The sequence below is a fragment of the Pseudarthrobacter sp. RHLT1-30-1 genome (genome assembly GCF_059383415.1).
This window is the reverse complement of the sequence record NZ_JBWZCG010000014.1, coordinates 64,510-87,706: the sequence shown is the minus strand read 5'-3', so window position 1 is coordinate 87,706 and position 23,197 is coordinate 64,510. Positions and strand designations below refer to the sequence as shown.

24 protein-coding genes are annotated in these 23,197 nt (G+C 67.3%); 13 read left to right on the top strand and 11 right to left on the bottom strand.

The features are described 5' to 3' along the window. Positions 1 to 14: 14 nt before the first annotated feature. A complete protein-coding gene (locus AC50YM_RS11940; protein ID WP_494957164.1) occupies positions 15 to 323 on the top strand; it encodes a DUF4229 domain-containing protein in 309 nt (102 codons plus the stop codon). A 76-nt stretch (positions 324 to 399) separates the two neighbouring features. Here AC50YM_RS11940 and AC50YM_RS11935 read toward each other — a convergent pair whose 3' ends face one another. Next, positions 400 to 1,650, bottom strand: coding sequence for an MFS transporter (locus AC50YM_RS11935; protein WP_494957163.1), 1,251 nt, complete (start codon positions 1,648 to 1,650; stop codon positions 400 to 402). A 74-nt stretch (positions 1,651 to 1,724) separates the two neighbouring features. Here AC50YM_RS11935 and AC50YM_RS11930 point away from each other — a divergent pair, with 74 nt between their 5' ends. Beyond that, positions 1,725 to 2,267 carry an ArsR/SmtB family transcription factor gene (locus AC50YM_RS11930; protein WP_494957162.1) on the top strand — a complete coding sequence of 181 codons (543 nt, stop codon included), beginning with the start codon at positions 1,725 to 1,727 and terminating at the stop codon, positions 2,265 to 2,267. Positions 2,268 to 2,324: 57 nt separating this feature from the next. On the opposite strand, the gene AC50YM_RS11925 is transcribed toward AC50YM_RS11930, so the two are convergent. From AC50YM_RS11925 to AC50YM_RS11905, 5 genes are all read right to left on the bottom strand, one after another. Next, positions 2,325 to 3,206, bottom strand: a complete 882-nt coding sequence (locus AC50YM_RS11925; RefSeq protein WP_494957161.1) for a 1,4-dihydroxy-2-naphthoate polyprenyltransferase — start codon at positions 3,204 to 3,206, stop codon at positions 2,325 to 2,327. Positions 3,207 to 3,255: 49 nt separating this feature from the next. After that, positions 3,256 to 4,410 (bottom strand): AMP-binding protein, encoded by a 1,155-nt coding sequence (locus tag AC50YM_RS11920; protein ID WP_494957160.1) that lies wholly within the window; start codon positions 4,408 to 4,410, stop codon positions 3,256 to 3,258. A gap of 10 nt (positions 4,411 to 4,420) precedes the next feature. Continuing rightward, a complete protein-coding gene (locus tag AC50YM_RS11915) occupies positions 4,421 to 5,374 on the bottom strand; it encodes a 1,4-dihydroxy-2-naphthoyl-CoA synthase (RefSeq protein WP_494957159.1) in 954 nt (317 codons plus the stop codon). 21 nt (positions 5,375 to 5,395) lie between these two features. Further along, positions 5,396 to 5,836, bottom strand: coding sequence for a VOC family protein (locus AC50YM_RS11910; protein WP_494957158.1), 441 nt, complete (start codon positions 5,834 to 5,836; stop codon positions 5,396 to 5,398). A 211-nt stretch (positions 5,837 to 6,047) separates the two neighbouring features. Continuing rightward, on the bottom strand, positions 6,048 to 6,809 hold the full coding sequence (locus tag AC50YM_RS11905) for a CPBP family intramembrane glutamic endopeptidase (RefSeq protein WP_494957157.1): 762 nt from the start codon (positions 6,807 to 6,809) through the stop codon (positions 6,048 to 6,050). A gap of 52 nt (positions 6,810 to 6,861) precedes the next feature. On the opposite strand from AC50YM_RS11905, the gene AC50YM_RS11900 reads away from it, so the two are divergent. From AC50YM_RS11900 to AC50YM_RS11880, 5 genes are all read left to right on the top strand, one after another. After that, a complete protein-coding gene (locus AC50YM_RS11900; protein ID WP_494957156.1) occupies positions 6,862 to 7,851 on the top strand; it encodes a metal ABC transporter substrate-binding protein in 990 nt (329 codons plus the stop codon). Continuing rightward, positions 7,848 to 8,651 carry a metal ABC transporter ATP-binding protein gene (locus AC50YM_RS11895; protein ID WP_494957155.1) on the top strand — a complete coding sequence of 268 codons (804 nt, stop codon included), beginning with the start codon at positions 7,848 to 7,850 and terminating at the stop codon, positions 8,649 to 8,651. Before AC50YM_RS11900 ends, AC50YM_RS11895 begins: the two co-directional genes overlap by 4 nt. Positions 8,652 to 8,654: 3 nt before the next feature. Further along, complete coding sequence (locus tag AC50YM_RS11890; protein WP_494957154.1) at positions 8,655 to 9,533, top strand: metal ABC transporter permease; 879 nt, start codon at positions 8,655 to 8,657, stop codon at positions 9,531 to 9,533. A 255-nt stretch (positions 9,534 to 9,788) separates the two neighbouring features. After that, positions 9,789 to 11,438 carry an ABC-F family ATP-binding cassette domain-containing protein gene (locus AC50YM_RS11885; RefSeq protein WP_494957153.1) on the top strand — a complete coding sequence of 550 codons (1,650 nt, stop codon included), beginning with the start codon at positions 9,789 to 9,791 and terminating at the stop codon, positions 11,436 to 11,438. A gap of 325 nt (positions 11,439 to 11,763) precedes the next feature. Continuing rightward, entirely contained in the window at positions 11,764 to 13,224 is a 1,461-nt protein-coding gene (locus AC50YM_RS11880; protein ID WP_494957152.1) for an amino acid permease, read from the top strand. 314 nt (positions 13,225 to 13,538) lie between these two features. On the opposite strand, the gene AC50YM_RS11875 is transcribed toward AC50YM_RS11880, so the two are convergent. Next, positions 13,539 to 14,300 carry a dienelactone hydrolase family protein gene (locus AC50YM_RS11875; RefSeq protein WP_494957151.1) on the bottom strand — a complete coding sequence of 254 codons (762 nt, stop codon included), beginning with the start codon at positions 14,298 to 14,300 and terminating at the stop codon, positions 13,539 to 13,541. A 528-nt stretch (positions 14,301 to 14,828) separates the two neighbouring features. Continuing rightward, positions 14,829 to 15,005 (bottom strand): CsbD family protein, encoded by a 177-nt coding sequence (locus tag AC50YM_RS11870; RefSeq protein WP_069949555.1) that lies wholly within the window; start codon positions 15,003 to 15,005, stop codon positions 14,829 to 14,831. Between the two features lie 367 nt (positions 15,006 to 15,372). Between AC50YM_RS11870 and AC50YM_RS11865 the strand changes: the two genes are divergently transcribed. From AC50YM_RS11865 to AC50YM_RS11845, 5 genes are all read left to right on the top strand, one after another. Continuing rightward, the gene (locus AC50YM_RS11865; RefSeq protein WP_494957150.1) at positions 15,373 to 15,831 is read left to right on the top strand and encodes an SRPBCC family protein; all 459 of its coding nucleotides are present in this window, start codon (positions 15,373 to 15,375) and stop codon (positions 15,829 to 15,831) included. After that, positions 15,831 to 16,499 (top strand): pentapeptide repeat-containing protein, encoded by a 669-nt coding sequence (locus AC50YM_RS11860; protein WP_494957149.1) that lies wholly within the window; start codon positions 15,831 to 15,833, stop codon positions 16,497 to 16,499. Before AC50YM_RS11865 ends, AC50YM_RS11860 begins: the two co-directional genes overlap by 1 nt. 155 nt (positions 16,500 to 16,654) lie before the next feature. Further along, positions 16,655 to 17,884: a thiolase family protein gene (locus AC50YM_RS11855; protein WP_494893667.1), complete on the top strand. Its 1,230-nt coding sequence runs from the start codon at positions 16,655 to 16,657 to the stop codon at positions 17,882 to 17,884. Further along, a complete protein-coding gene (locus AC50YM_RS11850) occupies positions 17,884 to 18,723 on the top strand; it encodes an enoyl-CoA hydratase/isomerase family protein (RefSeq protein WP_494957148.1) in 840 nt (279 codons plus the stop codon). Before AC50YM_RS11855 ends, AC50YM_RS11850 begins: the two co-directional genes overlap by 1 nt. A gap of 2 nt (positions 18,724 to 18,725) precedes the next feature. Beyond that, positions 18,726 to 19,598: a 3-hydroxyacyl-CoA dehydrogenase family protein gene (locus AC50YM_RS11845; RefSeq protein WP_494957147.1), complete on the top strand. Its 873-nt coding sequence runs from the start codon at positions 18,726 to 18,728 to the stop codon at positions 19,596 to 19,598. A 106-nt stretch (positions 19,599 to 19,704) separates the two neighbouring features. On the opposite strand, the gene AC50YM_RS11840 is transcribed toward AC50YM_RS11845, so the two are convergent. Together AC50YM_RS11840 and AC50YM_RS11835 are read right to left on the bottom strand one after the other, a co-directional pair. Beyond that, on the bottom strand, positions 19,705 to 20,718 hold the full coding sequence (locus tag AC50YM_RS11840) for a medium chain dehydrogenase/reductase family protein (RefSeq protein ID WP_494957146.1): 1,014 nt from the start codon (positions 20,716 to 20,718) through the stop codon (positions 19,705 to 19,707). A 234-nt stretch (positions 20,719 to 20,952) separates the two neighbouring features. After that, on the bottom strand, positions 20,953 to 21,393 hold the full coding sequence (locus AC50YM_RS11835; protein WP_494957145.1) for an SRPBCC family protein: 441 nt from the start codon (positions 21,391 to 21,393) through the stop codon (positions 20,953 to 20,955). Positions 21,394 to 21,508: 115 nt separating this feature from the next. Between AC50YM_RS11835 and AC50YM_RS11830 the strand changes: the two genes are divergently transcribed. Beyond that, positions 21,509 to 22,117 carry a GNAT family N-acetyltransferase gene (locus AC50YM_RS11830; protein ID WP_494957144.1) on the top strand — a complete coding sequence of 203 codons (609 nt, stop codon included), beginning with the start codon at positions 21,509 to 21,511 and terminating at the stop codon, positions 22,115 to 22,117. Here the strand turns inward: AC50YM_RS11830 and AC50YM_RS11825 are convergent. Continuing rightward, positions 22,114 to 22,959, bottom strand: coding sequence for an SGNH/GDSL hydrolase family protein (locus tag AC50YM_RS11825; RefSeq protein WP_494957143.1), 846 nt, complete (start codon positions 22,957 to 22,959; stop codon positions 22,114 to 22,116). The two genes, AC50YM_RS11830 and AC50YM_RS11825, sit on opposite strands and share 4 nt — an antisense overlap. Between the last annotated feature and the right edge of the window lie 238 nt (positions 22,960 to 23,197).

Genomic DNA, 23,197 nt, shown 5'->3' with positions numbered 1-23,197 from the left:
GCTAAACTTGGAGGGTGGCTTTCCTGAAATACTCCCTGATCCGTCTGGCGCTCTTCGCGCCGTTGTTCGCGCTGTTCGTCTACCTCCAGCTCGGATGGCTGCTGGCTGTCCTCTGCGCTGGCATGATGGCGTTCGCGATCAGCTTCCTTTTCTTCCAGAAGCAGCGCGACGCCGCCGCGGCGTCGCTGCAACGGCAGTTCTCTGGCAAAGCCAAGCCCAAGCGGAGCGCCGGGGAAATCGCCGACGCCGACGCCGAGGACCGGCTGGTTGACTCGAACCCGGACAGCACCGTCCATACGGACAGCCGCCCGAAGGACTCCTAAACCTCCGCCGGAGCGGGTGCACGATCGGACGCACGGCACGCGCACCGGCGAACCGGCCGCTGGCCGCCCGGGCAACTCATGGTTCGACGTCGGCCGCGTCGATTGCCTTGTCCGTGAGGATGGGCATCAGCGCGAGCAGCGCGAGAGTCACTACCCCCATGATGCCGAACATGACCTGCAGGCCCAGCCATTGGGCCAGCAGCCCGCCCGCGGCCGCGCCGATTGGCATGGTGCCCCAGGCCAGCAGTCGGTACGCGCTGTTGACCCGGCCCAGCAAGTGAGCGGGGGCGATGCGCTGGCGCAGGGACACGGTGATGATGTTCCACAGCATGATCAGCATGCCGCCCACAAAGAGGAGCGCGCCAAGGACATACGGGTTGTTGGTCAGGGCGGGCGCACCCACCAGCAGCGCGCTCCCGAGGATTGTGAGCGCCAGGGACTTCGAGCGGCCCAGCCTGGCCTCCGCCCATTCGGCGGCGTACGAGCCAACGAAGGCGCCGACGGCGGAGCTGGTCAAGAGCAGTCCGAAGCCCACCTCGGACAGTTTCATTTCTGAGGCCGGGCCTACGGCAAACAGCACCAACACCGCGAAGGCCGCGCTGGACGCGAAATTGAACACCCCGGTCATCACCGCGAGGGTGCGGAGGATTTTCTGATTCCAGAGGAACCGCAGCCCCTCAGCGATGTCGAAGCGCAGGGTTGTCTTCTGTTCCCGCTCGATGCGGAACGCCCCCGGGACGAGGAGCAGGCCACCGGCGGCCGCAAGCCATAGGGCCGCCGGAACGGCAAAGCCCGCAATGACGCCGACGGCCACCAGCAGGCCGCCCAGCGGGGGACCCACGAACTGGTTGGCGGTGAGTTCGACGGCGTACAGCCGGCCGTTGGCGCGCGAAAGCTGATCCCGGTGCACCACTTGGGGCAGAATCGACTGCGCTGAGGTGTCGTAGAGCGTTTCAGCCACACCCACCATCAACGCGATCACATACAGGGCCCAAATGGAGCCGAAGTCCAGCAGGAGGAGGACAACCAGCAAGGTGGGAAGCACTGCGCGGCTGAGGTTCGCCCCCAACATGAGCTTGCGCCGGTCCAGCCGGTCGGCCAGCGCTCCGGCAGTCAGTGCGAACAGAAGCCAGGGAAGCGTTGCTGCGACGGTTAGTCCCGCGATGAGCGTGGGGGACTGGGTGAGCTGAACGGCCAGCAGCGGCAGAGCGATCTTGAAGACGCCGTCCGCGAGGTTGGACAGCCCGGATGAGATCCACAGCTTCCAGTACGAGGCACCCAGCGGCAGGCGGTCCCTTTCCTTCACCTGCACGGTTTGATCGGTCATAGCTGGACCCTTCCACAGCGATTGAGGAAATTCAAGGGGATTGAATCTAGTACATCAGATCGTAGGATGGGTATATGCCGGACCCAGAGCAGACAGGCGCGGGCAGGAAGAAGCCCGCCGCAAGCGCCCGGGAGATCAAGGCGCTGGCCCATCCGCTGCGCTTACGGATCCTGCGCCTGTGCGGGCTCCACGAGCTGACCAACAAGCAACTCGCCGACCGGCTGGGCCAGGACCCCGGGACGATGCTCTACCACGTTCGGCAGTTGCTTTCCACGGGATTTCTTGAACCCGCTGAGATCCGCACGGGAGCGAGCGGTGCGCTCGAGAAGCCGTACCGTTCTACCGGGCGGTCCTGGAATCTGGACACTGCATTGGGTGAAGCCGGTCCGGACGGACCGATGGCCCCGCTCGAGGCGTTCCGGGAGGAGCTGACGGAAGCGGGGCCTGAGTCGCTCACCAGCCTCTCACGCTTCGTCCTGCACCTCTCCGAGGAAGACGCCGAGAACCTCATCTCCCGCATCGACGCCGTGCTGAGTGAATACACCGACAGTGACCGGCAGCGATCCGACCAGCCGGCCTACGGCGGCATCTTCGCCCTGCACCGGTCGTCAGACTAGCTCCTGGGGAAACGTCCCGGACCGCAGGACTGACGTTTCCACCGAACCAGAAGGCGGCTAGAACCCGTGGCTCACAACCAGGCCGACCGAGAACAGCACCGCGTAGCCGAGGTTGATCAGCCCGGTCTGTTTGAGCACCGGAATCAGGCTCTTGCGCCGCCGGCCCGAGATCATCAGCCAGGACGGCATCAGGCTGGCCGGGATCAGCAGCAGCACAATCAGCATCCAGGGCCGCCCCGGCGCGAGCACGATCGGCAGCAGGATCGCGACGGCCAGCATCAGCACGTAGCTTTCCCGGGCATGCTTGTCGCCGAGCCGCACGGCCAGGGTCTTCTTCCCGGCCTTCCGGTCGGTGGGGATGTCGCGGACGTTGTTGGCCATCAGCAGGGCGCAGGCGATCAGGCCGGTGCCGATCGCGCCGATGATCGCGGCGAGGCTGATCTGCCCGGCCTGCGTGAAAGTCGTGCCGAGCGTGGCCACGAGTCCGAAGAACACAAAGACGAACAGATCGCCCAGGCCGAGGTAGCCGTACGGGTTCTTCCCGCCGGTGTAGCCCCACGCCGCGAGGACACAGCCCACGCCCACCAGGATCAGCCACCACGCCTGCGAAAGGATGACCAGCGCCAGGCCGAACACCATCGCCAGCCCGAACGCGGCGAACGCCGCGTACTTGACGTGCTCCGGCTTCGCGGCGCCGGAGCCGACCAGCCGGAGCGGTCCGACCCGGTCCTCATCGGTGCCCCGGATGCCGTCCGAATAGTCGTTGGCGTAGTTCACGCCGACCTGCAGCAGCAGGGCCACCAGTGCGGCCAGCACGGCGTTGAAAGGCAGGAACGCGTCCAGCTCATACGCGGCCGCCGTACCGATCAGGACAGGCGCGATCGCGGCCGGCAGGGTGCGCAGTCGGGCGCCTTGGATCCATTGAGCGGCTGTAGCCACGTTTCAGTACCTCGTGTTGGTTTGGCGAAACCGGGAGTGCCCGGCTTCTCTATTTTCCCTGATGCAGCTCGGTGAGCCGAACCGTCATCAACAGGCGGTCAGGTTTCCCGTTCGGCAGCATCAGCAGCTCACCGGCGGCCAACACGGTCTTCGGCGCCAGGCTGCCCAGCACGGACGCCCAGGCGGCCCCGGCAGTGAAGCCCGCGAGGCCCGCCGGCGAGCTGTCCGCCACCGCCACGTACGCGGCGAGCGCCTGGCCCCACTCGGCGGAGGGGACGCCGGCGACAAAGGCGGCGCGGACGCCGTCGAGCCTTTCCAGCTCAGCCTGCACATGCGCGGCCGAGACCTTCATGCCGCCGGTGATCACGACGTCGTCGGCCCGGCCCAGGACGGTCAGCGACCCGTCGGCGTCGAGCTCGCCGAGGTCGTTGGTGCGGTACCAGCGGACGCCGCCGTCCTCCACAAACGTCTCCGCGCTGAGTTCCGGCGCGTCCAGATAGCCGGCGGCGATGGTGGCGCCGCCGAGCAGGATCCGCCCGTCCTCCGCCACCCGGACCTGGACGCCGTCGAGCGGGACGCCGTCGTAGACGCAGCCGCCGCAGGTCTCGGCCGAGCCGTAGGTGGTCACCACGCGCACACCGGCGTCCCGCGCCGCCGCGAGCAGCTCCGGCGCCGCCGGACCGCCGCCGAGCAGGATCCCGTTGAAGCGGCGGAGCGCGGCGAGGGTCTCGGCGGTGGGGGAGTCCAGCAGCCGCTGCAGCTGGGTGGGCACCAGCGAGGTGAAGCGCAGCTTGTCGGTGAGCTCCAGGGCCGCGGCGGTGAAGGCCTCGGGGGTGAAGCCGCCGCTGAGGTCCATCGCCCACGGCCGGGTGCCGGCGAACAGCGAGCGGACCAGCACCTGGACGCCGGCGACGTACTGCACGGGCAGGGCGAGCAGCCACTGGCCCTCGCCCTTGAGCGCCAGGGCGGTGGCCATCGAGGAGGCCGCGAGGGCGTCGAGGGTCAGCGCGGTCGCCTTCGGGGTGCCGGTGGAGCCGGAGGTCCGCACCACGACGGCGGCGCCCTCCACCCCGGGGGTCTCGACCAGCTGCACCACGGGGGAGCCGTCCGGTCCGGCGGAAAGTTCGACGGCGGGGCCCTCCCCGCGCAGGGCAGCGGCCAGCGCCGTGAGGGCAGGCTCGATGTTCACAGCTCCGGAAGTCATGAGGGCCGCCTTAGAAGTAGTACGGGAACTTGGACCAGTCCGGGTCGCGCTTTTCCAGGAACGCGTCCTTGCCTTCCACGGCCTCGTCCGTCATGTAGGCCAGCCGGGTGGCCTCGCCGGCGAAGACCTGCTGCCCCGCCAGCCCGTCGTCGGCGAGGTTGAAGGCGAACTTGAGCATCCGGATGGCCTGCGGGGACTGCCGGGCGATGTCCGCGGCGTATTCCAGCGCCACGTCCTCAAGCCGGTCGTGGTCCACGGCCTCGTTCACGGCACCGAGCCGAACCATGTCCTCCGCCGAGTATTCGCGGGCCAGGAAGAAGATCGCGCGGGCGGACTTCTGCCCGATCTGGCGGGCCAGCAGCGCGGAGCCGTAGCCGGCGTCGAAACTGCCCACCGTCGCGTCGGTCTGCTTGAACTTGCCGTGCTCGCGGGAGGCGATGGTCAGGTCCGCGACGACATGCAGGGAGTGCCCGCCGCCGGCCGCCCAGCCGTTCACGACGGCGATCACCACCTTGGGCATGGTGCGCATCAGCCGCTGGACCTCGAGGATGTGCAGCCGGCCGGCGCGGGCCGGGTCGATGGTCTCCTTGGTCTCCCCTTCGGCGTACCGGTAGCCGTCGCGGCCGCGGATCCGCTGGTCCCCGCCGGAGCAGAACGAGTGGCCGCCGTCCTTGGCGGAGGGGCCGTTGCCGGTGAGCAGCACGGTCGCCACGTCCGGGGTCATCCGGGCGTGGTCCATGGCCCGGTACAGCTCGTCCACGGTGCCGGGGCGGAAGGCGTTCCGCACCTCGGGCCGGTCGAAGGCGATCCGGACCGTGGGCAGGTCGCGGACCACGGTGCCGTCCGCGGAACGCTCTACCTGCCGGTGGTAGGTCATGTCCTGGAAGTCGTCGAAGCCGGTCACGGTGCGCCAGCGGGTCGGGTCAAAGACGTCGGATACCTTGGCGGGGATTTCGTTGCTCACAGTCCGAGTCTAGTAATGGCCTCAGCTGATGCAGAACTCGTTGCCTTCCGGGTCCGCCATGGTGTGCCAGGAATGCGGCCCCTGGCTGGCGGACCAGAGGAAGATCGCGCCGCGCGCCTCGAGGGCGGTGCGGGCCGCGTCCTTGTCCATGCCGGCGAGGTTGACGTCCCAGTGGATCCGGTTTTTGACGGTCTTGTTTTCCGGCACTGTCTGGAACAGAATCCGCTGGGCGGGCGGCCTGGCGGTGAGTTCCGCGGGCGGGCGGATGGCGGCGCCGGTGGCCCACACGAGGTTGCCGTTGTGCAGCTGGGTTTCGTCCTCGGTGGCGAAGCCCTGCTCGATCATGGAGCGGATGAAGTTCGCGTCCTGCGGCTCCACGGCCCACGCGAGGGTTTCGGCCCACCAATCGGCGAGTTCATGCGGATGCCGGCAGTCGACGACGATCTGGATGTTCAGTGTCATGGATAGAAACTACGACGTCGGCGCCGGCGGCGGTAGGGGGTGGCGCAAGGCATGGGTGGCGCAGGGGTGGGTGGCGCAAGGCATGGGTGGCAGGGGTGGCAGCATCGGTCGAGGCGGCACCACCCCCAAGCAACGCGGGGTCACCTAGCGCCCATGTCGGCCGCCGGAATGGGCCGTAACTGACCCCGCGTTGGGTTGTTGGGTGGGTGGGTCAGCCCTGGATCTGCTGGAGCTGTTCCATCAGTTCCGGCGGGATGGCGTAGATGAAGACGACCGCCAGCAGGTTCTTCGAGGAGTGCACGAGGTAGGAAAACATCACGTTCCGGCCGGTCCAGACATAGGCAAACACCAGGACCACGCCCATCGCCAGATACGGCATCAGCACCGGCAGGGTCAGCTCCTCCTGCCCGACGATGTGCAGCGCCGAGAACAACAGCACCGACAGCGCACAGCACACCCAGATGTTGACCCGCCGGCTCAGTTTGCCGATCAGCAGGTGGCGGAAGATGTACTCCTCCACAAACGGCCCCACGAACACCAGCAGGGGCACCATCAGCCAGGCCGGCACCTGTTGCATCAGCGCCTGCAGGCCGGCCTGGTTCGCGGACATCTGCACCGGGCCGGTGAGCGAGACGAGGACCGCGGTGAGGATCATCATGGCCACCACTGCGAGCGGGATCATGAGCACCGTGAACCAGGGCCGGGTGGCCAGAACCCTGAGGTCCCGGGCCGCGACGTGCCGGGCCGCGGCAAGGGCCAGGATGCCGATGCTGCCGTAGAAGATCAGGTTGACTGAGTAGGACGCCACCGCCGGGTTGGGCGAGAGTTGCAGCATCAGCGGGACCAGCAGTCCGCCGGCCAGCGCGAAGAAAGCGGCCACTGCCACATACAGGCCAGCCGTGATGAAATCGAGCCGCGAGAACCGGTAGAGTTCCGGCCGCGGTGCGGGAAGTGTGCGGAGAACGGTGCCCATGCCACCAGCCTAGCGCCGTGGCGGAACGCCGGTCTCCCGTACAATATTCGGTATGCCTAATAATCTATTTCGGTGCGCCAAAGTTGTCCCCCGAACCCGTGGCCTTCGGGCTGCCGGAGCCGCCGTCGTTCTTCTGCTCGGGCTGTCGCTGGCCGCGTGCGGCGGTGCCGCCTCGGGCGAGGGCTCGGGCCAGGGCCAGGGTGCGGGTTCCGGAGGCGGGAAGCCCGTCGTGCTGACCACCTTCACCGTGCTGGCCGATGTGGCGCAGAACGTAGCGGGGGACAAGCTTCAGGTCGAGTCCATCACCAAGGCCGGCGCCGAAATCCACGGCTACGAGCCCACGCCCGGGGACATCCGCAAGGCGTCCAAGGCGGACCTGATCCTGGACAACGGCCTGAACCTTGAAGCGTGGTTTGCCCAGTTCGTTGAGGGGCTGGACGTTCCGCATGCCGTGGTGAGCGAAGGTGTGGAGGTGCTGTCCATCAGCGAGGACTCCTACCAGGGCAAGCCGAATCCGCACGCGTGGATGTCGCCGGTGAACGTCCAGCTCTACGTGGACAACATGGTGAAGGCGTTCTCGAAGCTCGATCCGGACAACGCGGCGGCCTTCGAGGCGAACGGCGCGGCCTACAAGGCCCAGCTGCAGGCCGTGAAGGACGAGATGGTCCAGAAGCTCGCCACCGTGCCCGAGGCGCAGCGGGCGCTGGTGACCTGCGAGGGCGCCTTCTCCTACCTGGCGCGCGACGCCGGCCTGCGGGAGGTCTACATCTGGGCCGTCAACGCCGAACAGCAGGCCACCCCGCAGCAGATCACCAGGGCGATCGAATTCGTGAAAGCCAACAAGGTTCCCGCCGTCTTCTGCGAGTCCACGGTGTCGGACGCCCCGATGCGCCAGGTGGTGGAAGCCGCCGGTTCGAGCTTCGGCGGCGTGCTGTATGTGGATTCGCTCTCCGAAGCCGACGGACCGGTACCCACCTACCTGGACCTCATCAGGCACGACTCCAACCTCATCACCGCAGGCCTGACGGGAGCGGCATCATGAGCAATCCAGCCATTCTGGTGGAGAACGTCACCGTCCACTACGGCGAGGTCCTGGCGCTCGACGCCGCCTCGCTCACCGTTGAGGCGGCCCGGATCTGCGGGCTGGTGGGCATGAACGGCTCCGGCAAGTCCACGCTGTTCAAGGCGATCATGGGAATGGTCAAGCCCGACGCCGGCCGCGTCCTCATCAACGGTGAACCACCCGGCAAGGCACGCAAGCGGGGCGGCATCGGCTACGTCCCGCAGAGTGAAGACGTCGACTGGCAGTTTCCGTTGTCCGTCCGCGACGTCGTGATGATGGGCCGCTACGGGCACCAGGGCTTCACCCGCCGCCCGTCCAAGGCGGACCGCGACGCCGTCGACCTCGCCCTGGATCGGGTGGAACTGTCCGAGTTCGCCGGCCGGCAGATCGGCCAGCTCTCCGGCGGCCAGAAGAAGCGCGCGTTCGTGGCCCGGGGAATCGCCCAGGGAGCCACCATGATGCTCCTGGACGAGCCGTTCGCCGGCGTCGACAAGCGCTCCGAGGCGACGATCACGCGCCTGCTGAAGGAGCTCGCCTCCGACGGCTGCACCATCCTCGTCTCCACCCATGACCTGCACGCCCTGCCCCAGCTCTGCGACGAGGCCGTGCTCCTGATGCGCAAGGTCCTGATGCACGGCCCGCCCGAGGTCGTGCTGCAGCCGGAGCACCTGGCCATGGCGTTCGGCCTCGACGTCCTCAACCGGCAGCGTCCCGGGCGGGAGCCTGCCGGGCCCGGCCCTGCGAGCCCTGACCGTTCGAACCAGCCAGGAGGGCACTGAGCCATGGATTTCCTCGACCTCCTGCTGGAACCGCTGGGCTATGACTTTATGGTCCGCGCCATCATCACCACGGCGCTCGCCGCCATCGTCTGCGCCGTGCTGAGCTGCTGGCTGGTGCTGATCGGCTGGTCGCTGATGGGCGACGCCGTCTCCCACGCTGTGCTGCCGGGGGTGGTGCTCGCCTACATTGTCGGGGCTCCGTTTGCCCTCGGGGCGCTGGTGTTCGCGCTGATCGCTGTGACCCTGATCGGAGTGGTCCGCAACACCAGCCGGGTAAAGGAGGACGCGGCAATCGGCATCGTGTTCACCTCGCTGTTCGCCCTGGGCCTGGTGCTGATCTCCGTCACGCCGAGCCAGACCGACCTCAACCACATCATCTTCGGCAACCTGCTCGGCGTCAGCATCCCCGACCTCATCCAGGTCCTGGTCCTGGGGGTGGTCGCCTTTGCAGTTCTGATCCTCAAACGCCGCGACCTCACGCTCTACGCCTTCGACCCCGTCCACGCGCACGCGATCGGACTGTCCCCGAAGCGCCTCGGCGCGCTGCTGCTGGGCCTGCTCGCGCTGACCTCCGTGGTGGCGCTGCAAACCGTGGGCGTGGTGCTGGTGGTGGCCATGCTGATCATTCCCGGGGCCACCGCCTACCTGCTCACGGACCGGTTCTCCCGCATGCTGGTGATCGCCCCGGTCATCTCCGCGCTGTGTTCCATCGCCGGCATCTACCTCAGCTACTACCTGGACACCGCCTCCGGCGCCATGGTGGTCCTCACGCAGGGCGCCGCGTTCGCCGTCGTCTATCTGTTCAGCCCGCGGCAGGGTCTGATCGGCACGCGGCTGGCGAAGGCACGCCGCAAGAAGGCGGTCGCGCTCGCCGCCGCCTGAGCCCCCTGCCCGACGGCGGTGGCGCTCGCTGTCGTACGCCGACCGCCTGAGCCCCCTGCCATTTGAGCCCCCGACGACGGCGGTAGCGCTCGCCGCCGCCTGAGCCGCCTGCCCGACGGCGGTGGCGCTCGCTGTCGTACGCCGACCGCCCGCCCGACGGCGGCATTCGCCCAGTTCCTCAGTAGTGTCGACGGTGTCATACTTGACGACGCAGGCCGCCGACGGGCAGGCCCGCCACCTACCTGCAAGGACTCCTTGAGCGAACATCTCCGCCTTTCGGGCGTATCCCACGGTTACGGGGACCGCCAGCTCTTTGCCGACGTCGACCTTGCCATCACCGCCGGTGAGCATGTGGCGATCGTCGGCGAAAACGGCGCCGGAAAATCCACCCTGCTCCGGATTATGGCCGGGCTCGAGACCCCGGACGAGGGCACCGCCGTCAGCCAGGGCCGCGTCGGCTATCTCGCCCAGACGCTCGGCCTGCCTGATGCGTTCACTGTGAGCAACGCGATCGACGCCGCACTGGCATCCCTGCGCGACATGGAGGCCGAGCTGGACCGCCTCGAGGACGGACTCGCCAGCGCCGAAGCGGACGACCTGGAGCGCTACGGAAACCTGCAGACGCAGTACCAGCTCCGGGAAGGCTACGCCGCCGAATCCCGGGTGGAGGCGGCGCTGGACCGGCTTGGCCTGGGCGGGCTGGACCGGATGCGGACCCTGGGGTCGCTCTCCGGCGGGGAGCAGGAACGCGTGGCACTGGCCTGCGTGCTGGCCGACCCCGCGGACATCCTCCTGCTGGACGAACCCACCAACCACCTGGACGCCAGCGGCACGGCCTGGCTGGAGGCGCGGCTGGCGGCGCACCGCGGCACCGTGGTCGTGGTCTCCCACGACCGCGTCCTGTTGCGCAAAGTGGCCACAACCGTGATTGAAGTGGACGCCGAACGCCGGACGGTCAACCGGTATGGCAACGGCTACGAAGGCTACCTCCGGGAGAAAGCCGCCGAACGCCAGCGCTGGGCGCAGCAGTACCACGGCTGGCTGGATGCGATGGCTGCTGAACGGCTCCAGGCGGACACGGTCGCGGGGAAGATGGGCTACGCCCGCCAGCGCGACAACGACAAAATGGGCTTCGACTTCAAGGCCGGCACGTGGCAGAAGGCAGCCTCGAGCAAGGTCCGCAATGCCCAGGAACGGCTGCGCCGGCTGGAGGAAAGCCCCATCGACCGTCCGCCGGTGCCCCTGAAGCTGGCGACGGACCTCCGGGCCGACGTGGCGGCGGGGCCGGCCCTGGAAGCCCGGGGAGTGAGCGTGCCCGGGCGGCTGGAACCGACCGACCTCCGCGTGGAGGCCGGCCAGAAGATCCTCATTACCGGTCCCAATGGTGCGGGCAAGTCGACGCTGCTGGCCGTCCTCGCGGGCACGCTGGAACCGGCCACGGGCACCGTGGTGCGGCACGGCCGGATTGGCTACCTGCAGCAGGAGCTGGAGCTCCCGCAGCGCCCGGGGCTGCGTCTCCTGCCGGCCTTCGCCGCGGGCTTGGGCGGCAACATTGACGAGCACGCGGAAGCGCTGCTCCGTCTCGGGCTCTTCCGCACCAGCGAATTCCACGTCCCGGTGGGCAGCCTGTCCGCCGGACAACAGCGCCGGCTGGCACTCGCCCGGCTCCTGCTGGGCGGGTACGGCACGATGCTCGTCGATGAGCCCACCAACCACCTCGCGCCCGTGCTGGTGGAACAGCTGGAGTCGGCCCTCTCGGAGTTCACCGGGACGCTGGTCCTGGTCAGCCACGACCGCGCCCTGGGGGAGTGGTTCGACGCATGCGCCAAGCAAAGCGCAGCCGGGGCCCGCCCCGGGGCCGGGAACTGGCTCCGGTATGCCATGCGCGACGGCGCCCTGACCTAACGGGCGGGCCAACGGACCGCGCGGCGGGAGGCCAGCCCAGCAGACCGCCCAACAGGCGGATCCACCGGGTCTGCGACGGCCTTGGGCCGAAGATCGTTCGGCAATACGTCCCTGATGAAATTTTTAATTGGGCTTAAAGCCTCCCTGATGTTGCCCGCGTCACGTTCGGGCCCTTGGGACTAGTACGATTAACGAGCCGCGCGAACTTCGACACTTGTGAGGTTCGGTACATGGCTTGTTCCCCGCAAGGGCCTCAAGCCCGAATTTATGTACCTGAACCCTCGGTGCTTTCCCGGCCATACCTCGACCTACAAGGAATACAGCTGTGTCATCACCGACCCCCACAGAACTTAAGAGCCCGCCGGCACAACCCGCCGTCGTCGACTCGAACCTCAGCGCCGAGGGTTACGCAAAATCCCTGAGCGGACGCCAGGTCACCATGATCGCGATGGGTGGCGCCATCGGCGTCGGCCTCTTTATGGGTGCCGGCGGGCGGCTGGCGTCCACCGGCCCCGCGCTGATCTTCTCCTACGTGATCGCGGGCGTCATCGCCTACCTGCTGATGCGCGCCCTCGGCGAACTCATCATGTACCGCCAGACCTCGGGCTCCTTCGTCAGCTACGCCGGCGAAATGTTCGGCAAGAAGGGCGCGTACCTATCCGGCTGGATGTACTTCATCAACTGGGCCATGACCGGGATCGCCGAGCTCATCGCGATCGGACTGTACTTCCAGTTCTTCTTCCCCAACGTGCCGGTCGAACTGACCGCCATCGCGGCGCTGCTGCTCCTTGTGGGCGTGAACCTGATGAGCGTGAAGGCGTTCGGCGAATTCGAATTCTGGGCCTCCGTCCTCAAGGTCGCAGCCATCCTCATCTTCCTGGCCGTGGGCACCTTTATGGTGGTCACCAACGCCCAGGTCGGCAACGGCCACGCATCGGTCAACAACCTCTTCGCCGGCGAGGGCGGCATGTTCCCCAAGGGCGGCCTGGTGATGATCCTGGTGCTGAACGCCGTGATCTTCGCCTACAACGCGATCGAACTCGTGGGCATCACCGCCGGTGAAATGCAGAACCCGGCCAAGGAGGTCCCCAAGGCGATCCGCGCCGTCGTCTTCCGCATCGTGGTGTTCTACGTCGGCTCCGTGACTCTGCTGGCCATGCTGCTTCCCTCGGACCAGTACGTTGCCGGCACCTCGCCGTTCGTCACCGTGTTCGGCCAGATGGGCCTCAGCTGGATGGGCGACGTGATGAACATGATCGTCATCACCGCCGCGTTGTCCTCCTGCAACTCGGGCCTGTACTCGATCGGCCGGATCTTCCGCACCATGGCCAACAATGGACATGCTCCCCAGTGGCTGACCCGGATGTCCAAGAGCCACGTCCCGTACGCCGCCATCCTGGCCATCGGCGGCGTCTACCTCGTCGGCATCCTGCTCAACATCTGGCTGGGCGGCTCGCACGCGTTCGACCTCGCGCTGAACACCGCCTCCATCGGCGTGATCTTCACCTGGGGCGCCATCTTCGCCAGCCAGATCGCACTCCGGAAGATCAAGGGCAAAGTCTCCTCCCTGCCCATGCCCGGCGCGCCGTGGACCAGCTGGGCCGGCCTCATCGCCCTGCTGGCCATCACGGTCCTGATCGGCTTCGACACCATGACCAGCAAGACCGGTGAGGTCTTCCACCTCGGCCTCTGGACCCTGGCGACCATCCCGTTCTTCGCGCTGGTGCTCTGGCTCGGCTGGCAGAAGGTCAAGAACAACGAACCGAAGAGCGCGCTCTTCAGCTAAGTCAACAGAAGTACGACGACGGCGGCTGTCACCGCCCGGGGTCAGCACGAAAGGGGAGCGCCGAGGCGCTCCCCTTCTGTCATGCCTTCCCGCTACCGACGTGTCCGTCCACAAGCAGCGGAAGCCCCATACCCCCGCTACCAGTGTTACTGGAGTCTATGAATGAGGCTGAAGAAAACTTATGAGTAGGAAGTACTCGACTTTTAGGCCCGGGCTACTTGGATGAACCGCTTTAACCACGTGGGTGGTTCTCAAGGTTCCGCCGCGAAATGGTCCTCGAACCGCCGCCTGCCCGCTGCTGCCGGCGCGTCGGGCTAGCGGGCTTGTCCAAGGTGCCGGGCGAAGTGGTCCTCGATCCGCTGCCAGGCTTCTTCCGCGGCGGCGGGGTCCGGCTTGATGCCCATGACGCGGAAAAGCGGCCGGAGCGCGCGCGGGCCAACCTCGGCGTCGTCCATGAAGGCATGGCCGGCGCCTGCGAATTCCTTGACGTCGTTTTCGATGCCCAGCTTGTCCAGGACGGCTTCAAGCTTCGCCGCGGCTCCGGGGAGGGTGCGGTCGGCCTTGCCGAAGTTGCCCACGACGGGACATGCGCCAAGCAGGGCCTCTTCGGGGTTCTTGGGCAGCCCACCGTAATTCACGGCCGCCGCGTCGAATCCGTCCCTGGCGATCAGCAGGGCAAAGCCTCCGCCCATACAAAATCCGATGACGCCGATCTTGCCGTTGGTCCGCCCCGACCGCTCCAGCCAGGCCTGCGCAATGGACAGGTCCGTGAAGGCCTTGCCTTTGCCGGACGCGAGGGAGCGCATTGTGGAGACCACGCAGCGGCGCATACCGCCGTCGCTGAACAAGTCCACCGCCAGCGTCAGGTAGCCGGCCCGTGCAAGCCGGTCGGCCTGGCGCCGTGAAATGTCGTTGAGGCCGAACGCCTCGTGGATCAGCAGGACAGCCGGAAACGGGCCCGGTCCCTCAGGTTCGGCCAGGTAGCCGCGCAGGTTCCGCGATCCGGTGGCCGCCGGTGCGGGGCCTGCCGCACTGAGTGCCGCACTGAGTGCCGCACTGAGGTCGATGATCGTCATGGTGCGGGCCTTCCGTCGGCGGATGCTGTTCCCCGAGAATCTCACAAAACCGAGGGGAGTCGCCCTGAAAGGGCCGCCGCGCCGTCCTCCCACTCCGGCCGCCGCCCCAGTCCAATGGACTCCAGCGTGCGGCCGGCGCCGCGGCGGACGTGTTCGAGCCGGCCCCGCATCCGCTGACGTCGCAACCACCTCTGTTGCAGCCAGGTGGGTGGCACTCATTTTCGTCGCCTCGATTGGACGAAGATGGCCGCTATTCGCGGTGGAATGGCGGCCACTTGTGGCGAATCGGTGGGGCCGGGCGGTTGCCGGGGCGGTCGTTGGGCGGAGGTGCACCGATTGGACGAAGATGGCCGCTATTCGGGGTGGAATGGCGGCCACTTGTGGCGAATCGGTGGGCCCGCGCGCTCGGCGGGGCAGTGGTTGGGCGAAGGCGGTGGTCTGCGGGACGAAGACAGCATCCGCACCCACAAGAAAGCGGCGCCGGACATCCCCCAAAGGAATGTCCGACGCCGCCGTCCTGCTGAAGGACTAATCCTTCTTGAAGGTGTCCTTGACGTTCTCGCCGACCTTCTTGGCGTCGGCTACAACCTGGTCCTTCTGGCCCTCTGCGCGCAATTCGTCGTTGTTTGTCGCGTTTCCGGTGGCTTCCTTGGCCTTGCCGCCCAGGTGCTCCGCTTCGTTCTGAATCTTGTCTCCGATACCCATGGTGTGAACCACCTTTCGTTTCCGGTTGAAATTCAATGTTCACACACCATAACACAAAGCATGCTTACTAATTCAAGCCCATTTCGGGATCAATTGGGCAGCAGGGGTAAGCCCCGGTTCTGCTTGCCTGCAGATCCAGCGCGATCCGGTTCCATGACGTGGCGGATCCAAGCTGGTTCCCGCGTCACGTGCTTATTCAGATCGCAAGGGATTCGTGAGGGGATCCCGGGTGCGGTGTGCCCTTGGGTAGCGAGGGAATCCCGGGTGCAGTGGGCCTCCGGGTCGTAAGGGAACCACGAGGGATTCGAAGGGCCAATCCCGTGCCGGAGGATGAATTCTGCGGCCGCCCCGGGCTAGGCTCGATCCCATGGACCACACAACCAGCCTGACCCAGCACATCAACGCCCCGGCCGAGAAAGTGTGGGCGGTCATTTCCGACATCCCCGGTTCGGCCGGCACCCTCTCCGGGGTCGACGCGATCCAGATGCTGAGCGACGGCCCGTACGGTGAGGGGACGCGCTGGAAGGAAACCCGGACCATGATGGGCCGGTCCGAAACCGTGGAGATGTGGGTGGCGCAGGCCGACCCGCCGCGGGGCACCACGGTGAAGGCGCTCCAGGGCGGGGCCGACTACACCACACGTTTCACGCTGGCAGACCGCGACGGCGGCACCGATCTGACCCTGACCTTCGGCGCCGACCTGGTCAACCCCACCCGGTGGGGCAAGCTGGCGTTGGCGCTGTTCGGAAAACTGGGCATGCGCATCACCCGCAAGGCCCTCGCCAGGGATCTGGCCGATATCGCGGCGAAGGCCGAGTCGCTCTGATGGTGCGTGGCACCAAAGCGCCCAAAGTCACCCCGCCGCGGCTCAGCCCCGTCCGGCTGGATGATCTCAGGGACGACCCGTCCCCGGATTTCCAGTCGGGGGAGCGGTACGACGGCGTCCGGTACAGCCGGGCATCGGCCGACGGGCTGGAACTTGGCGGCACCGACTTCGCGGAATGCGACTTCCAGGGCGTGTCCTTCAACGAGACCCAGCTGCGCGGCGCCGGCTTCCGTGACTGCATCCTGGCTGAGGTCTACGCGCCCGTTTTTCGGGCGCCCCGGAGCACGCTGCGCGACGTCGAGATCGGCAACCCGCGCTGGGGTTCCGCGGAACTCTATGAAAGCGGCTGGCAGTCGGTGCGGATCGACGGCGGCAAGCTCGACTACGTGAACCTGCGCGGCTCCAAGCTCACGGACGTGCTGATCAGCGACTGCATCATCAACGAACTGGACTTGGGCTCCTGCGCGGCGACCCGCGTCGCGCTGAAGAACTGCACCGTCGGCACTCTCGACGTCGCGGGCGCCCGGCTGAAGGACTTCGACATCCGGGGCACCGACTTCCGCGCCATCAGCGGGCTGGAAAGCCTCGCCGGCCTCGTCATCGACGACTACCAGCTCGGCCTGCTGGCCCCGCTGATGGCGAGCCATCTCGGCGTCGTGGTCGCGTAATCCAGCGGGCCGGCGGTTGACCGCCTTGCCCCGCAGTGTAATCTTTATAGAACGAACGGTCAGTAAATTGGCGCGCCGGCGGGTCGACCGCAGACGCCGCGGCCGAAGAGAATTCTTTCGATGACAGCGACGTTTATCGCGTGAAGGGTGTACCCATGGCATCAGCAGCAGCAGGACCACAGGCATTTCTCGTAGGCGGTGCCCGCACGGCGGTGGGCCGTTACGGCGGGGCACTCTCCGCGGTCCGCCCCGATGACCTGGCTGCCCTGGTGGTCCGCGAAGCCGTGGCCCGTGCCGGGCTGGACCCGGAGAGCATCGACGAGGTGATCCTGGGCAACGCAAACGGCGCCGGCGAGGAAAACCGCAACGTCGCCCGGATGGCCACCGTCCTGGCCGGCCTGCCGCTGCATATCCCGGGCATCACCGTGAACCGGCTCTGCGCCTCCGGCCTGAGCGCCATCATCATGGCCAGCCAGATGATCAAGTCCGGTGCAGCGGACATCGTGATCGCCGGCGGCGTCGAATCCATGAGCCGCGCCCCCTGGGTCCAGGAAAAGCCGCAGACCGCCTTCGCGAAGCCCGGGCAGATCTTCGACACCTCCATCGGCTGGCGTTTCGTGAACCCGCTGTTCCAGAAGGGCGAGCTCTCCCGCGGCGGCAAAATGACCTACTCGATGCCGGAAACGGCCGAGGAAGTCGCCCGCGTGGACGGGATCAGCCGCGAGGACGCCGACGCGTTCGCGGTCCGCTCCCACGAACTCTCGCTCGCGGCCATCGCCGCCGGCCGCTTCGCCGACGAGATCGTCCCGGTCACGGTCAAGACCCGCAAGGGCGAAACCGTCGTCGACACCGACGAGGGCCCCCGCGCGGGCACCACCATGGACGTCCTGGCGGGCCTGCGCCCCGTGGTCGCCGGCGGCTCGGTCGTCACGGCCGGAAACTCCTCCACGCTCAACGACGGCGCCTCCGCGATCATCGTCGCGTCCGAAGCCGCCATCGAACGGCTCGGCCTCACGCCCCGGGCCCGGATCATCGACGGCGCCTCCGCCGGCTGCGAACCGGAAATCATGGGCATCGGCCCGGTCCCGGCCACCCAGAAGGTGCTCGCCCGGACCGGTCTGAGCGTCGGCGACCTCGGCGCCGTCGAACTCAACGAAGCCTTCGCTACCCAGTCGCTGGCGACCATGCGCCGGCTCGGCCTGGACCCCGAGATCGTCAACCGCGACGGCGGCGCGATCTCCCTGGGGCACCCGCTGGGTTCGTCGGGCTCACGGCTCGCCATCACCCTGCTGGGCCGGATGGAGCGCGAGGACGCCCGGATCGGCCTCGCGACCATGTGCATCGGCGTGGGCCAGGGCACCGCGATGCTGCTGGAACGCGTCTAGTGGCCGCCGCGACGGGTCTCAACCCGCAGGATTTCAGCACGCTCAAGGTCGAGGAGCGCGAGGACCGGCTGGTGGTGCTGCTGAACCGGCCCGAGGTCCGTAATGCGATCGACCAGCAGATGGTCGACGAGCTGCACGCCGTCTGCGCCGCGCTGGAGCAGACCCCGAAGGTGCTGATCATTGCCGGCACCGAGGGCATCTTCGCCTCCGGCGCGGACATCGGCCAGCTGCGCGAACGCCGCCGTGACGACGCGCTGCGGGGCATCAACTCCACAATCTTCGTCCGGATCGCCAAGCTTCCGATGCCGGTCATTGCGGCCCTCGACGGTTTCTGCCTGGGCGGCGGCGCCGAACTCGCGTACGCTGCGGACTTCCGGATCGGCACCCCCTCGGTGCGGATCGGCAACCCGGAAACCGGCCTGGGCATCCTGGCCGCCGCCGGTGCGAGCTGGCGCCTGAAGGAACTGGTGGGGGAGCCGGTGGCCAAGGAAATCCTGCTGGCCGGCACGGTGCTGCGCGCCGAGCGGGCCCTCGCGGTGAACCTGATCACCGAGATCCACGAGGCCCCCGAGCTGATGGCCGCGGCCCACGCCTTGGCCGATAGGATCGCCGGCCAGGACCCGCTCGCGGTCCGGATCACCAAGTCGGTGTTCCACGCGCCCGCCGAGGCACACCCGCTGATCGATGAGCTGGCGCAGGGAATCCTGTTCGAGTCCCAGGCCAAATTCGACCGCATGCAGTCATTCTTGGATAAAAAAACAGCTAAGAAGGCTGCCAAGAACTCAGCCCAGGCATCAGCCACGAAGTCCGAGCAGGATTCAGACCGGAAGAAGAACTGACCATGAGCAACTCCACACTCCCCGCGAACCTGCCCGCCAACGTCGGTGTCCTGGGCGGCGGCCGGATGGGGGCCGGCATCGCGCACGCCTTCCTGATCAACGGCGCCAACGTCCTCGTCGTCGAGCGCGACGAGGCAGCAGCCGAGGCCGCCCGCGAACGGGTGGAATCGGCGGCGGCCAAGAGCATCGAACGTGGCGCCACGGACGGCAACCTGGACGAAATGGTCTCCCGGCTCTCGGTGACGGTGGACTACGACGACTTCAAGGACCGCCAGCTGGTCATCGAGGCCGTCCCGGAAGACTGGGACCTGAAGGTCGCCTCGCTGCGCGGGATCGAGGAACGCCTGAACGCCGACGCGTACCTCGCGTCCAACACCTCGTCCATCTCGGTCAACGCACTGGCCCGCGAGCTGCAGCGCCCGGCGAACTTCCTGGGCCTGCACTTCTTCAACCCGGTCCCGGCGTCGACCCTGATCGAGGTCGTCCTCGGCGAGCACACCTCCGGGCCGCTGGCGCAGGCCGCCCGCGGCTGGGTGGACGCGCTGGGCAAGACCGCCGTCGTCGTCAATGACGCCCCCGGTTTCGCCTCCTCACGGCTCGGCGTCGCGATCGCGCTCGAGGCGATGCGGATGGTCGAGGAGGGTGTGGCGTCCGCGGAGGACATCGACAACGCCATGGTCCTGGGCTACAAGCACCCCACCGGACCGCTGCGGACCACGGACATCGTGGGACTGGACGTCCGCCTCGGCATCGCCGAATACCTCGCCTCGACGCTGGGGGAGCGCTTCGCGCCGCCGCAGATCCTGCGCGACAAGGTGGCCCGCGGCGAACTCGGACGCAAGTCCGGCAAGGGCTTTTTCGACTGGACCAGCTAGGCGCGGGGACTGCTCGGCGGACTGTTTGACGGCGGACTGCTCGACGGCGGCCCGGCCTCGACGGCGGCGCTGAGCGGGAACCGGCTCAGATCGTGCTCGTCCAGTCTTACGGCACGAGCACGATCTTTCCCGTCGCAGCCGTGGATTCGAGCAGCTCGTGGGCGCGACGGGCGTCGGACAACGGCAGCCGCGCCGCCACAACCGGGTGGATCTCACCGCGACGGAGCAACTCGAGCAGGGTGCCAAAGTCTTCCCTGAACCAGTCCTGATGGCGGATCCGCAGTTTCTGGACCCGGTAGGCCAGCACCCGCCGGCGGGGTGAGAGCAGACCCCAGAGTGCAACGGTGGTGGTGGCCGCGTACCACTCGATCCACCCCCGCCAGCTCTTGCGCCCGCGTTTGAGTGTGGAGTAGTGGCCGAACACGACGAGCCGGCCACCGGGCCGCAACGCGCGGAAGGAGCGAAGCGACAGGGTGCCACCGAGCCCGTCGAGTGCAACATCGACGCCGGCGCCGGTCAGTTCGCGCAGCCGTACGACGAAATCTTCGTTTTGGTAGTCGATCGCGACCGCACCGAGCCGTTCGACGGCGGCGCGGTCGCCGGCTGAGGCGGTGCCGTAGAGGCGGAGACCCGCCAGCGCACCGAGTTCGAGGACCGCAGTGCCTACCCTGCCGGCTGCACCGTGCACGAGCACAGTTTCCCCGCTCTTGGCCATCGCCACACGGTGAAGCAGTTGGTAGGCGGTCATGTAGGGAAAGACGAGGCTCACGACCTCTGCCGGGTCAAGGTCCTCAGGCACCTCGACCGCGTAGGCCTCGGGCACGCAGACGAGCTCCGCGTTGGCGCCCCATACAGTCAGCGCACCGACGCGGTCACCTTTCCGCAGCCTTGAGCAGCCCTTGCCGAGCTCGTCAACAACACCGACGAGTTCGTAGCCGGGCGTGAATGGCGGCTTCGGCACTCCGAAATACGTGCCCGCGCGCAGCAGGGAATCGGTGAATGACACGCCGGAAGCCAGGACCCTGACACGGACTTCCCCCGGACCCGGCCGGGGATCGTCAGCTTCCACCACTTTCAGGACCTCTGGTCCGCCGAAATGGTCGACGACAACACGTCTCATTGGCTCAGCCTACGCCGGCCGCTGTGTCCTGCGGCAGTGACTTTGGTCCGGTTTCTTGAGCGAAGGCCGCCCGCATTGTTCTCTGGCCCTAGGGTGCCGGATTGACTCAAAAGGCTCTCCCAGGACCTGCGTCTCACCGAGGATGGTTCCAGCGAGCAGGCGCCACCGCGCGCTTCCCCGGGTCCCGCGGGCCCCGTGGGCCTGGCTGACCGAGGAACAGCGCGGGTCGGCCCGTTAGGCTGCTGCCAACGAGTCCAGGGCCCGTTTCATGCCGTCCATGGCGGGGCGGGCGAGCGAGCGGAAGGCGGGCCGGACAAACGGTTTGGCCAGCTTGAGCCAACCCTTGAGCGTGAATTCCGCGGTGTAGTCCACCTTGGAGCCTGTCCCGGCCGCGGACACAACGATTGTGTCCACGGAGATGACCGACTTGTTCTCGCCGCGCAGCTTGATCCGGTGTGCCGTCAGCTCGACCACCTCGTAGGTCAGGGCCTGACGCTTGCCCCGGAACTCGGCTTCGGCATGATACCGATGCCCCACGGCCACCGGCCCCTCGGACAGCTTGTTCACCACAGGGGTCCCCGGGTCCCAGTCCGGAGTGTGCTCGAAGGCAGACAGGTAGTCGAATGCCTTGATGGGGTCAAGGTCGGAATGGACGGTGCCAGTAACGGTGATCATGCCCCCAGCCTAGCCAGATCGTCCATACTGGCACTGAACGCGGGCCGGGATTCCTCAGAGGATTCCGCCGGGGATTCCGCCGAGCCGCAGCGAAGGATCCCCCTACGATGGGCGGGTGAACATTCTTCGTCCCATCACCCTGACCGGCCAATACGTTGTCCTGGAACCGCTGAGCCCGGACCACCACGACGGACTCGTCGAGGCGGCCCGGGACGGCGAACTCTGGCAGCTCTGGTACACCAGCGTGCCCGCCCCGGAGCAGATGGCCGCGGAGATTCAGCGGCGCCTGTCCCTGCAGGAGAGCGGTTCGATGCTGCCCTTCACCACGCGGCTGATCAACCCCGCCACCGGCGGGCCGGGCCGCGTGATCGGGATGACCACCTACATGAACATCGACGCCGCCACGCCCCGGGTGGAGATCGGCTCCACCTGGAACGCGGCGTCCGTGCACGGCAGCGGCAGCAATCCGGACTCCAAGTTGCTGCTGCTGCGGCACGCCTTCGAAACGCTGGGCTGCCCTGCCGTCGAGTTCCGGACGCACTGGCTGAACCACCAGTCGCGCGAGGCGATCGCGCGGCTGGGCGCCAAGCAGGACGGGGTGCTCCGCAGCCATACCCGCAGCAGCGACGGCTCACTGCGGGACACCGTGGTGTACTCCATCCTGGAACACGAGTGGCCGATGGTCCGGAACGCCCTTGAGTTCAGGCTGGCAAAACTGCGCTAGGGTGCCGAATAAGCTCCGGCGTCGCTCAGTGCTGTGTCGTACGCCAGGTAGCCGTTGGCGTTCGGGTGGAAGCTGTCGGCGGTACCGGTGGCGCCGTTGATCCACGGCTCCTCCGAGTTGATGCCGTGGCCGGCGAAAGCGTCCTTGACGCCGACGTACTGGATTTCGGTGAACTCGGTATCGGTGGCCCTGACGGCGGCTTCGATGGATCCGTTCAGGCCCTCAGCCAGGGCAGCGGCCCGAACGATGAACGGGGTCATCGGATCGACCGGATTGAGGTTGAACGGGTCAAAAAGGTAGGGGTAGCCGGTCACCACAATCTTGGCGTTCGGCGCAGCCGCGTGCACGCTCTGAATCATCGCGGCCACCTCGCCGGCCAGCTGTCCGCTGCCGATCTTGGCCGCCGCGGTGGCGCTGGCTCGGGCGCAATCCGCAGCAAGGTTGGGATCGGCAGAACCGCAGCTGGTGACGATATCCCCAAACCCGAGGTTGTTGCCGCCGGCAGTGATGGTCACCAGCTCCGTTGTGCTGTTAAGTTGGAGAAGCTGGGTGGCAACGACTTCCTGCGTCGTCTTGCCGCTGCAGGCCGCATTGGTGACCAGCTTGATGGCCTTGGTGTCAGCCGCGAGTTCGGAGTAGGAGTTCTCACTGCGGTAACAAGTATCGTTCTTGTTCTTGTACGCTCCCGCGCCCTGACCCGCAGCGTAGGAGTCGCCGAGCGCGATGTACTTGGTCTTGTCCACGGCCTGCGCCGGGGCCGCTGCCAGACTGGCAGCCATTGCCAGCGTGGCGAGACCTGCAGCCACCGCCGTCTTGCGGCGACGAAGTTTCAAGATTCCCATGGTGTTCCCCTCAGTAGCACGTAGGTTCAGCGCCCCGCGCCGCGAGCTCGTGACACGTGAAATGGTGACCCAGTCCCGGCGGCAGGCAAACCCAAAAAGAGCCCGGCGGCTACCGGGTTCACCGTCACCCTACGCGGACGCGCCCGCCCCGCACCATGCCTATAGTCCCTATGTTGGGAACTTTTCCGTTGGTGGACTTTCGGAATTCTTCGCCCGTGGATCGGCGCCGGGGTGTGTG